Origin of the sequence: Stenotrophomonas sp. Sm2128, assembly GCF_030985535.1 — a bacterium.
Lineage (GTDB): Bacteria > Pseudomonadota > Gammaproteobacteria > Xanthomonadales > Xanthomonadaceae > Stenotrophomonas > Stenotrophomonas maltophilia.
The window spans coordinates 1-8,557 of sequence record NZ_JAPTFQ010000120.1; the positions used below are offsets into that span (position 1 = coordinate 1).

Genomic DNA, 8,557 nt, shown 5'->3' on the forward strand with positions numbered 1-8,557 from the left:
CCCCCGCCCCGCCTACCCACCCGGCCTTGGACAGATCTCTGCAGCTGATCCACCACGGAAAATCACAAACAAGAGCAAAAGCGGGTCGCTTCGCTCGCAAAGCCGAGGCCGCCAGCCAATCGCCGTTGTTTTTGCTTTTGCTTTTGCCTTTTTTCTTGATCTTCCCGTGGTGCGTGCCGGAGGCAGGAAACTGTCCAAGGCCGGGTGGGGAGGCAGGGCAGGGGCGTGAGCCGCATGGATGCGGCGACCGAGCTTACATGGACGTACTTGCAGCGTCCCCTGCCCTGCCTCCCCACCCGGCCAAACCCATGAACCCGAGCTTTCAGCGACCAACCCAACCCCACCACGGAGGGGCTCCGCCGTTCGCCGACCCTCGCCGAAGGCACGCTTTCCGCGCAAGAAAAAAATTTCCAACAGACGTGTCGATTCCCAGCCCCCTGGTTCGTTGTACCCAGTGAAGGGCACGCACCACGCGTCCCCACGGGAGACCGCAATGAAAGTGATGGTGATCGTGAAGGCCAACGCCGACTCCGAAGCCGGCCGCATGCCCAGCGAACAGGAACTGTCCGAAATGGGCGCCTTCAACGAGCAACTCGTGGCCGCCGGCATCATGCTCGCCGGTGAAGGCCTGCACGCCACCCAGCGCGGTCGCCGCATTCACTTCGGCAGCGGCGCACCCAGGGTCGAGGCCGGTCCGTTCGGCCCCGCCGGCGACCAGATCGCCGGCTTCTGGCTGTGGGACGTGCGCTCGCTGGAGGAGGCCGTTGAATGGGCCAGCCGTGCGCCGTTCAACAGTGGCGGCACGCTGGAGCTGCGTCCGCTGATTTCAGCCGAAGACTTCGGTGAAGCCTTCACCCCCGACTTACAGCAGCAGGAACAGCGTCTGCGTGCACAGCTGGAAGGTTGACCCGATTCATCTCCCTGCCGGGCCCGACCCGGCACTACTGCCCTGAACCGCACAACGGAGTATTGCCATGAAACTGATTCCCTTCCTCGGCTTCAGCGGCCAGGCCCATGAGGCGATGGCGTTCTACGCCAAGGCACTGGGTGGCCAGGTCACCTCGGAAATGAAGTACCGCGACATGCCGCCCTCCGATGGGTCGCCCGGCTGCAACGAGATGCCGCCGGAAACCCTGGACCACGTCGCGCACAGCCAGCTGGAAATCGGCAGCGCCATCGTGATGGCGGCCGACGGTCCCGGCGGTGGCGAGGGTGGTTCGACCACCATCAATGTCGACGTCGACAGCATCGAGGAAGCCGAGCGCGTGTTCGCGGCGCTGGCCGAAGGTGGCCAGGTGCAGATGCCGATCGCTGAAACGTTCTGGGCGCACCGCTGGGGCATGCTGATCGACCGCTACGGCAAGCCGTGGATGGTCAACTGCATGAAGCAACCCTGATTCCTCTCTCTCTCTTTCATCCACAAGGAGCTTCACCGATGAGTGCACCGCAACCGCAGATGATCTTCGTCAACCTGCCTGTGCAGGATCTCAACGCATCCAAGGCCTTCTTCGCCGCGCTGGGCTACAGCTTCAACCCGACCTTCACCAATGACGATGCGGCCTGCATGGTCATCAGCGAGAGCATCTTCGTGATGCTGCTGACCCAGCCGTTCTTCAAGCAGTTCACCAACAAGGCGATTGCCGATGCGCACAGCCACACCGAGGTGATCACCTGCCTGTCGGCCGACAGCCGCAAGGCGGTGGACGTGATGGTGGACAAGGCGCTTGCGGCGGGGGCCAGCGAACCGCAGCCGGCGCGCGACTACGGCTTCATGTACCAGCGCGGCTTCCAGGACCTGGATGGCCATCTCTGGGAAATCGCACACATGGACGGCGAGCCGGGCTGACGGCCGCCGCAAGGGAGAACCCTCATGGCTTACGTGGATGCTTACGTGCTGCCGTGCCCACAGGACAAGGTGGCGGCCTACCGCCGCCTTGCCCGCAAGGCCGGTGCGGTGTGGAAGGACCATGGCGCGCTGCAGTACATGGAATGCGTGGCTGACGATGTGGAACCGGGCAAGAGCACCTCGTTCCCGCGTGCGGTCAAGGCAAAGCCCGGCGAAACGGTGATCGTCGCCTTCGTGGTGTTCCGTTCGCGCGCGGCGCGCGACCGCATCAACGCCAGGGTAATGGCCGACCCGCGGCTGGCGTCGCTGGGCCCGAAGGACATGCCGTTCGATACCAGGCGCATGTTCTGGGGTGGCTTCAAGCCGATTGTTGAAGCGTGAGCTGCGGCGCTTGTGCGGGCCGGGCGTGCGTGCTGTGATCGGCGCATGCCCGATCCCGCACTGACGCAGCGTCTGGAAACCCTCTGGCGGATGGAATCGCCGGTGTTGATCGCGCGCCTGGCGCGGCTGCTCGGGGGCGATGTCGGCCGTGCCGAGGAGCTGGCCCAGGACACCTGGCTGGCCGCGCTGGAGCGCTGGCCGGAACAGGGCATCCCGGACAACCCCGGAGCCTGGCTGATGACCACTGCGCGCAACCGTGCCATTGATGTGCTGCGCCAGCACCAGCGGGTGGCGCAGCAGCATGCGCAGTGGGGCGAGGAACTGCACCCAGCGGCGCTGCCGGCACCGGATGACAGCCAGGCGCTGGAGGATGACCTGGGTGACGATCTGCTGCGGTTGATGTTCGTGGCCTGCCATCCGGTGCTGCCGGCCGATGCGCGGGTGGCACTGACCCTGCGCCTGCTCGGTGGCCTGACCACCGTCGAGATCGCACGTGCGTTCCTGCAGCCCGAGCCGACCATCGCCCAGCGCATCGTGCGCGCCAAGCGCACCTTGGCGCAGAAGCAGGTGCCCTATGAGGTGCCGCGCGCGGACGCGATGCCCGAGCGACTGGCTTCGGTGCTGGAGGCGATCTACCTGGTCTTCAATGAAGGTTACGCGGCCAGCGCCGGCGATGACTGGATGCGTCCGGCGCTGTGCGAGGAGGCACTGCGGCTCGCGCGCATCCTGGCGCACCGGCTGCCGGTGCCGCCGGTGCTGGGTCTGCTGGCACTGATGGAACTGCAGGCATCGCGTGCTGCGGCACGGACCGACGCGCAGGGCGCGCCGGTGCTGCTGGACCAGCAGAACCGCGCGCGCTGGGACTGGCTGCAGATCGAACGCGGGCAGCAGGTGCTGGCCCGCGCGCTGGCCGCCGGTGGTGCTGATGATCCCTATGTACTGCAGGCGCGCATCGCCGCCTGCCATGCGGCTGCGCGTCGGGCTGAAGCCACCGACTGGCCACGTATCGCTTCGCTCTATACCCGGTTGCTGCAGGTGATGCCTTCGCCGGTTGTCGCTTTGAATCGGGTCGTGGCGGTGCTGCGCAGCGAGGGCGCGTTCGCTGCGTGGGCACAACTGCAGCCGCTGCTGGTGGATGCACGCCTGCGCGACTATGCCCCTCTGGAGGTCGTCCGCGCGGAGATACTACAGGCGCTGGGGCGCGACCTCGACGCACGTCAGGCTTTTGCCGAAGCCGCCAGACTCAGCCAGAACCAGGCGGAGCGGGGCCTGCTGCGCCAACGGGCCGGACTGCCGCCCCAGGAGTGACTGCGACGAACGCAGCACTTGTCGGCAGGCGCCTGAGCGGCTATGTTTCGCGCCCAGCGGACGCATCAGCGTCCGCATTCCGTGCGTATTGACCGAGGAGCGGTTGGATGTATTCAAGGACGAAGAGCGCATCGCGCGCTTTTGCGCGCCTGCTTGCCTGTGCCCTGTGCCTGGCCGTGTGGCCGATGGCTGCGCAGGCGGCTGACAAATCGCAGCAGGCCTACTGGGCCGGTTTTGCCTATACCGCGGATGCCGCTGCCGTGCAGGCGACCACGCCGCATGCGCATGCCGTGCTGGAAAAGCGCGGCCTGATCCCGCTGAACCAGACCCTGGCGCAGGCGCTCAAGCGCCGGCCGCCGGCGAACCTGGAGCTGATCGACCAGCCGGTGGCGATGCTCGACGGCACCACCAGCGCGACGGTGCTGGCCGCCGCACTGGACCGCGAACTGGTCTCGGTCGAGCCGATCGGCAACCAGTACAAAGTGCTGGTGGAAGTGGCCCTGCAGGCACTGTTCTTCGATTTCCGCGAGCGCCAGGTGATCGCGTCCTATCCGCTGACCCTGCAGCGCATCGACGTGCAGGATTACCGGCCGGACAACGACGATATCGACGCGATCGTCGCCGATCTGCTGTACGGCAGCGCCGATACCAGCCTGTCGCAGGTGCTGGCCGCCAGTCTCGCCCAGGCCAAGCTGCCCGATGCCGCCGTGCGTCGCCTGCAGGTCGGTGGCGTAACCCTGTCCGACGCGGTCCGCGCCAAGCTGCCCGACCCGAAGTGGGAAACCCCGCTGCGCGCCACGCTGGCCCATGAACTGTCCAAGACGCTGTCGTCCAATACCGGCGTCGGCCTGCTGCCGCCGGCCTCGGGCCAGGCGATCGGTGGTGCGATGGCCGCCCGCTTTGCCGACGGCAAGGTCTACCAGCTGAAGATCCCCGAGCCGGACTACGTCATCACTGTGCAGGTCGATGCGCTGAAGAATGGCGTCATCAATGAAACCCCGGCGATGAAGACGATGCTGTTCGGCGCATTCTTCACCGCCAAAGTGACCGAACCGTTCTCCGGCAAGGTCTATTTCGAACAGCCGCTGCGCAAGGGCGCCACCAAGGTGGTGCCGGTGACGCAGTGGCAGGTCGACCAGTGGTCGGCCAGCTACGAAACCCTGCTGGCCGGCTTCGATGCCTTCGCCGGCGCCGCCGCCAAGCGTGCCGATTCGCGCGCATGGCTGGACGAACAGAAGCCGGGCGGCCGCCCGTTGCAGCAGCAGACCCAAGCCCTCCAGGAGTTGATCAAGTCATGTCGTTGATGCGTACCATCCTGCTCATCCTCATCGCGCTGGTGGTGGCCTCGCCGGTCGCCGCGCAGACCGCGAGTTCGCGCGGTACCGGTTCGGCCAGCTACGGCCTGCGCCTGAGCGCCGACACCCGCGCCCAGGCCCTGAACAAGGCCAAGGTCAATGCACTGGAGGCGTACATCGCTGAAACCGGTGCGGCCAAGCTGCGCCTGTTCGAAGCCCGCCGCGCCGAGTTCATCGGCGAGATCGACCGTTATGTGCTCAGCGCCGTGCCGCTGTCGGACACCGAAGACAAGAAGGCCAAGACCTACACCGTCACCGTCCGCGCCGAGATCAACACCACGCTGCTGCAGACCAAGCTGGATGCAGGTTCGGCCGTGGCCGGTGCCACCGCCGCGCAGCGTTCGCTGCTGACCTTCCTGTTCATGGCACGCTCGCAGGACACCGTGCAGTCGTTCCAGGACAAGGAATACCGCCGCGTCGACGCCAGCAGCAGCTACAGCGAGAACACCCGTGAAGGCGACAGCTTCCGCGGCAACTCGGTCAGCACCAACGGCAGCATCAACCAGAACGGTTCGGTGTCGGTCACCAGCGGTGGCAGCACCACCCAGCGCAGCGACAACATCAGCTGGAAGGTGGCCAACGCCGCTGAAGTGAACACCGCGATGACCGGTGCCTTCAGCGCCGCCGGCTACGAAGTGGTTGAAGCCGAGTACGTGGAAGGCGAATCGCGCGGCCTGCTGAGCATCGAGCGCATCCGCAAGGACTTCAGCACCGGCAACGACCTGTCTGCCGCCACCCTGCGCGATACCGCCAACGGCATCCGTGCGGCCAACATACCTTACATCGCCGTCGGTACCCTCGACGTCGGCATGCGCGACCGCGATCCGGCCAGCGGCAACACCCGCGTGTTCGTCACGGTCACCGGCAAGGTGCTGGACGTGACCGGTCGTTTCCCGCGCACCGTGTCGTCGGTGGGCCCGGTGCAGTTCTCCGGCACCGGCCCGAATGAAACCGTGGCCCGTACCAATGCCCTGCAGCTGGCTGCCGAGAAGGCCGCCCAGCAGATGATCAACGAACTGAACGTCAAGGCAGTCCGCTGATCCGCCACCCGGTGGGTGCCGAGCTCGCTCGGCATCGCGCTGGGGTTGCCGATTCCCACGTGCCGCTTCGCGGCCGTCTCTCCCAAAGGACACTCATATGATCCGCAATACCGCTCTTGTCGTGGCCATCGCTGCCGCCACCCTGTCGATGCCGGCCCACGCGGGCCTGGGCAAGCTGAAGGACCTGGCCGGTGCCGCCACCGGCACCTCCAGCAGCAGCGCCTCCAGCGCCGCCGCTCCGGACGAAGCCGCGCAGGAAGCGCTGGTGCGTCGTTTCGTCAGCTCGCAGTCGCACTCGCTGCAGGCACAGACCTCGTTCGCCCGTGCCTTCGGCCTGGCCGAGCAGGTGCAGCTGCTGGAAGCCGAGCGCCAGGCGCTGTCGTCGGGTTCGGTCAGCGTCGATGCGATGAAGAAGTCGGTGTCGGTCAGCGAAGCTGCGCAGGCCGCGATCAACGAGCGCCAGGCCGCTCAGCCGGAACTGAACGCTGAATCCAAGCAGCACTACGCCGAAGGCCTGGTCTCGCTGCTGGCGTCGGCAGCCGAAGCACAGAAGCTGGGCGGCGAAGCCAGCAGCTTCACCGCCGGCATGAAGAACCTGGGCGCGACCCAGCTGGCCACCGTTGGCCGCAAGCTGGCAGCGGGCGCATGGGTGGCCAAGGAATCGCCGGGCTTCATCCAGGGCTTGTACGGTTCGACCAAGTCGGCCGTGACCTTCGCCAGGAAGAGCAAGGTGAAGGTGCCGTCCAACGCCGACTCGATGCTCGACTCGATCTGATCCGAGGCGAATCTCCATGCGTATGACAACCCGTTTGATCGGCCTGGGCCTGGCCGCCGCGCTGCTTGCAGCCTGCGGCAAGCAGGACACCCCGGCCGCCGCGCCCGCCAAGGACAAGGCAACCAGTGCACTGGCCAGCAATGCGCCAGTGGAAGCAGCGCCCCTGCGTGGCACGCCGGATTTCGGCGGCACCACCCAGGTCGCGCGCGAAGCCGACGGCATCGGCAGCACCCCGGAACTGGCGGTGCTGGCGGCGCTGCAGTCGGCCGTGGCGCAGGTCAACGGCGTACGCGTGGCCAGCCAGATGCAGGGCCTGCGCGCAGGCCTGCATGTGGATGTGGATGGCGAACACGTCGGCGATATCCGCGCCGACGCGTTCACCCAGCAGATGATCGCCGGCTCGCAGGGCGCGGTGCTGGGCTATGAAATCCTGTCGCAGGATGAAGTGCGGCAGCTGGACGAGGAAACCATCGCCCGCGTGCGCGCCAGCGATGAAGGCTGGAGCTTCAAGGGCTCGGCGTCGGCCACTGCGTCCGGCGAAGCCTCGGCCAAGAGCGGTTCGGCCTCGGCCAGCGTCAGGGAAAGCTACGACGAGAAGGTCAGCGTCGATGCCAAGCGTGGTGCAAGCTCGTTCGATTCCGACGTGACCCACCGCAGCATGCGCAGCTACTGGAAGGTGCGCGTGCGTGCACAGATCGCCCAGTACCGCGCACCGGACGAGCAGGGCAAGCCGAAGATCGTGGTTGCACTGCCGCGCACCAAGGCCGGCAGCTACGCCGTAGGCGATGGCCGCGTGGATGCCGATGAAGTGGCCGACGCGATCCGTGCGCGCCTGTCCGACACGCTGACCCAGACCCAGCGCTTCATCGTGCTGGACCGCGAGTTCGGCGACGAACTGCAGGCCGAGATCGACCACATCAACAGCGGCAACGTGCGCCTGCAGGACACCGCGCGCGTGGGCCAGCAGCTGGCGACCGATCTGATCCTGATACCGACCATCGAACGCTTCGAGTACCCGCGCAGCGTGCGCAACCTGCGCATGTCCGACCGCCAGGTGACCTCGTACTCCGGTGGCGGCCGCATCACCCTGCGCCTGATCAACGCCACCACCGGCCAGGTGGTGATGTCCGACAGCTTCGACCACCAGCTGGCCTCGACCGGCCCCAGCACCCTGCCGCGCGTGGTCAACGGCCGCAACATGGCCGCGGCGATGATGGAATCGCTGTCGGGCCAGATCGGCACCAGCATCGTCACCACGCTGTTTCCGGTGTCGGTGGTCTCGGTGGACGGTGACCAGGTGGTGCTGAGCCAGGGCGGTGACACCGTGCAGGCCGGCCAGCGCTGGCAGGCCGTGCGCCTGGGCGAAGAACTGAAGGACCCGCAGACCGGCCGCTCGCTGGGCCGCAGCGAACACCCGTGCTGCACCATCCGCATCGACCGCGTCGCTGCACAGACCTCGTACGGCACCATCGAAGACGGCGTCGACGCGATGCGCGGCGGTTTCCGTCCGGGCCAGATCGAGCTGCGCCAGAAGCTGGGCAGCAAGCCGGCTGCCGCCGCCGCAGGCGCGACTGCCTCGGCCGCTCCCGCAGCTGCCGCACGCCCGGCCGCCAAGCCGAAGCCCAAGCCCGCTGCCGCGCCGGCCGAAGACCCGAACTGGTAACAGGCTCAAGCAACACACCGATGGGGTCAGAGCCCTTTCCCGCCGGGAAAGGGATCTGACCCCTTCGTGTTTTCCATGCGTGTCGACCAAGGTCGACACCTACCAACAGCACCGGGAAGCTGTCGAAGGCGGGGGGGGTCCGGTTGCGGGGGTGTCCGCGGCATGGATGCCGCGGCCAAGCCCCCAAGG

General features: G+C 66.9%; 10 protein-coding genes. All 10 read left to right on the forward strand.

Annotation, left to right across the window (positions count from 1 at the left end; genetic code table 11):
* On the forward strand, positions 1–229 hold a 229-nt coding region (locus O0K41_RS21390; RefSeq protein WP_308304564.1), incomplete at its 5' end, for a hypothetical protein.
* A 264-nt stretch (positions 230–493) separates the two neighbouring features.
* Entirely contained in the window at positions 494–907 is a 414-nt protein-coding gene (locus O0K41_RS21395; protein ID WP_049449785.1) for a YciI family protein, read from the forward strand.
* A gap of 67 nt (positions 908–974) precedes the next feature.
* Positions 975–1,397, forward strand: coding sequence for a VOC family protein (locus O0K41_RS21400; protein ID WP_005407887.1), 423 nt, complete (start codon positions 975–977; stop codon positions 1,395–1,397).
* A 38-nt stretch (positions 1,398–1,435) separates the two neighbouring features.
* Positions 1,436–1,846 carry a VOC family protein gene (locus O0K41_RS21405; RefSeq protein ID WP_049395630.1) on the forward strand — a complete coding sequence of 137 codons (411 nt, stop codon included), beginning with the start codon at positions 1,436–1,438 and terminating at the stop codon, positions 1,844–1,846.
* A gap of 24 nt (positions 1,847–1,870) precedes the next feature.
* Positions 1,871–2,227 carry a DUF1428 domain-containing protein gene (locus O0K41_RS21410; protein ID WP_005407889.1) on the forward strand — a complete coding sequence of 119 codons (357 nt, stop codon included), beginning with the start codon at positions 1,871–1,873 and terminating at the stop codon, positions 2,225–2,227.
* Between the two features lie 45 nt (positions 2,228–2,272).
* Positions 2,273–3,535 (forward strand): sigma-70 family RNA polymerase sigma factor, encoded by a 1,263-nt coding sequence (locus O0K41_RS21415; protein ID WP_049449783.1) that lies wholly within the window; start codon positions 2,273–2,275, stop codon positions 3,533–3,535.
* Between the two features lie 107 nt (positions 3,536–3,642).
* Positions 3,643–4,839 carry a hypothetical protein gene (locus O0K41_RS21420; protein WP_033833696.1) on the forward strand — a complete coding sequence of 399 codons (1,197 nt, stop codon included), beginning with the start codon at positions 3,643–3,645 and terminating at the stop codon, positions 4,837–4,839.
* Positions 4,830–5,930: a hypothetical protein gene (locus O0K41_RS21425; protein ID WP_005407892.1), complete on the forward strand. Its 1,101-nt coding sequence runs from the start codon at positions 4,830–4,832 to the stop codon at positions 5,928–5,930. The genes O0K41_RS21420 and O0K41_RS21425 overlap by 10 nt, the downstream gene beginning before the upstream one ends.
* 97 nt (positions 5,931–6,027) lie before the next feature.
* The gene (locus O0K41_RS21430) at positions 6,028–6,705 is read left to right on the forward strand and encodes a hypothetical protein (RefSeq protein WP_012479008.1); all 678 of its coding nucleotides are present in this window, start codon (positions 6,028–6,030) and stop codon (positions 6,703–6,705) included.
* Positions 6,706–6,721: 16 nt separating this feature from the next.
* Positions 6,722–8,368 carry a CsgG/HfaB family protein gene (locus O0K41_RS21435; RefSeq protein ID WP_043033936.1) on the forward strand — a complete coding sequence of 549 codons (1,647 nt, stop codon included), beginning with the start codon at positions 6,722–6,724 and terminating at the stop codon, positions 8,366–8,368.
* Positions 8,369–8,557 lie beyond the last annotated feature (189 nt).